Source organism: Streptomyces antioxidans (genome assembly GCF_000968685.2).
GTDB lineage: Bacteria > Actinomycetota > Actinomycetes > Streptomycetales > Streptomycetaceae > Streptomyces > Streptomyces antioxidans.
In genome coordinates this window covers 1-2406 of sequence record NZ_LAKD02000199.1, presented here as the reverse complement: position 1 = coordinate 2406, position 2406 = coordinate 1, and the positions used below count along the sequence as shown (strand labels likewise).

At 70.6% G+C, this 2406-nt stretch carries 1 protein-coding gene; it reads left to right on the top strand.

What is annotated here, in order from left to right:
- Positions 1–2406: type I polyketide synthase (locus VT50_RS37635; protein WP_143645370.1), on the top strand; the 2406-nt coding region annotated here is incomplete at both ends.

The following is a 2406-nucleotide window of genomic DNA, read 5'->3' as shown; positions in this document are numbered from 1 at the left end:
CGTTGGGTGGTCCGGGGCAGAGCAACTACGCGGCGGCGAATGTGTTCCTGGATGGTTTGGCGTCGTGGCGTCGGGCTCAGGGGTTGCCGGGTGTGTCGATGGCGTGGGGTCTGTGGGCCGAGGCCAGCGGCATGACCGGACACCTCGGTGAGGGTGACATCCAGCGAATATCCCGCTCGGGCGTGCTGCCACTCGCCACCGACGAGGGGCTTGAGCTGTTCGACGCCGCTCTGGTCTCGGACGTGGTGGCCCCCGTCCTCTTCCGGCTGGACATCCCCGCGCTGCGTGCGCAGGGCGCCGAACTCCCCGCCCTCTTCCGCAATGTCGTACCGGGGATGACGGTCCGGCGTGTGGCGGGCGCCGGAGACGCGGCCGGTGACGACATCGTCGCCCGGCTGCGACGGCGACTGCTCAGCATGTCCGAGTCGGACCAGGAGCAGTTCCTGCTCGAAGAGCTGATCCGCATCCAGGTGGCCGCCGCTTTGGGGCACTCCAAGTCGGACACCGTGGAGGTGGGGCGGCCCTTCAAGGAGCTGGGCTTCGACTCGCTCACCGCCGTGGAACTGCGGAACCGGCTGAGCGCGGAAACGGGGCTGCGCCTCCCGGCCACGCTCGTCTTCGACTACCCGAACCCGACCGTACTGGCGGGCTATCTGCGCTCGGAGATCCTCGGGGCGCAGGACGCGGCCATCGCGGCACCGGCGGCGGGCCGGCCCTCCAACGCCCCGGGACACACGGACGACGACCCGATCGCGATCGTCGCCATGAGCTGCCGCTTCCCCGGTGATGTGCGGACGCCCGAGGAACTGTGGCAGCTGGTGATGGCGGGCACCGATGCCACGTCGTCGCTCCCGTCCAACCGTGGCTGGGACCTCGAGTCCACGTATGACCCGGACCCCGCGCGCGAGGGCACGTACTACGCCCGCAACGGTGGCTTCCTCTACGAGGCGGACCAGTTCGACCCGGCGTTCTTCGGGATCTCGCCGCGCGAGGCGCTGTCGATGGACCCGCAGCAGCGGCTGCTGCTGGAGACGTCGTGGGAGGCGTTCGAGCGGGCCGGTATCGACCCGGAGACGGCGAAGGGAAGCCGGACCGGCGTCTTCGTCGGCGTCGTGTACAACGACTACGGCACCCGGCTGCAAGGAAACGCTCCCGAGGGCTTCGAGGGCTACCTCGGCACCGGCAGCGCGGGCAGCGTGGCCTCCGGCCGTATCTCCTACACCCTGGGCCTGGAAGGGCCCGCCGTGACAGTGGACACCGCATGCTCATCGTCGCTGGTCGCACTGCACCTGGCGGTCCAGGCGCTGCGCCAGGGCGAATGCGACATGGCGCTGGCCGGTGGCGCGACGGTGATGTCGACACAGGCCGGGCTGGTGGACTTCAGCCGTCAGCGGGCGCTGTCCGCGGACGGCAAGTGCAAGGCGTTCAGCAACCACGCCGATGGATTCGGTTTCGCCGAGGGCGTCGGGCTGCTGCTGGTGGAGCGGCTGTCGGACGCCCGGCGCAAGGGCCACGAGGTGCTGGCCCTGGTCCGGGGTTCTGCGGTCAACCAGGACGGCGCGTCCAACGGTCTGACCGCCCCGAACGGCCCGTCGCAGCAGCGGGTGATCCGCGCGGCACTCGAGACCGCCCGACTGTCGGGCGCCGAGGTGGACGCGGTGGAGGCGCACGGTACGGGAACCACGCTGGGTGATCCGATCGAGGCGCAGGCGCTGCTGGCCACCTACGGCCAGGAGCGGCCGGAGGACCAGCCGCTGTGGCTGGGCTCCATCAAGTCCAACATCGGCCATTCGCAGGCGGCGGCCGGTGTGGCCGGTGTCATCAAGATGGTGATGGCCATGCGCCACGGTGTGCTGCCGCAGACGCTGCACATCGATGAGCCGTCACAGCACGTCGACTGGACGGCGGGCGACATCGAGCTGCTCACCGAGGCCACGGCCTGGCCGGAGACGGGGCACCCGCGCCGCGCCGGTGTGTCGTCCTTCGGCGTGAGCGGGACGAACGCGCACGCGGTCCTGGAGCAGGCACCGGCCGCGGAGGTCGCGGAAGCCGCCAAGGCGGCCGATGTCGCTGAGGCCGAGGCTGCCGATGGTCCGGTGGCGTGGCTGCTGTCGGGTCGTACTCCGGAGGGGCTGCGGGCACAGGCTGAGCAGCTGCGGGGGTTCCTGGCGGGGTGTCCGGAGCTGGGTGTGGCGGATGTGGCGTATTCGCTGGTGGCGACCCGGTCGGTGTTCGAGCACCGTGGGGTGGTGACGGGTGCCGACCGTGATGAGTTGCTGGTGCGGCTGGGTGCGTTGGCGGGGGATGAGGTTGCCTCGGGTGTGACGCGTGGTGTGGCGGATGTCCGTGGTCGTTCGGTGTTCGTGTTCCCTGGTCAGGGGGCGCAGTGGGTGGGTATGGCGGTGG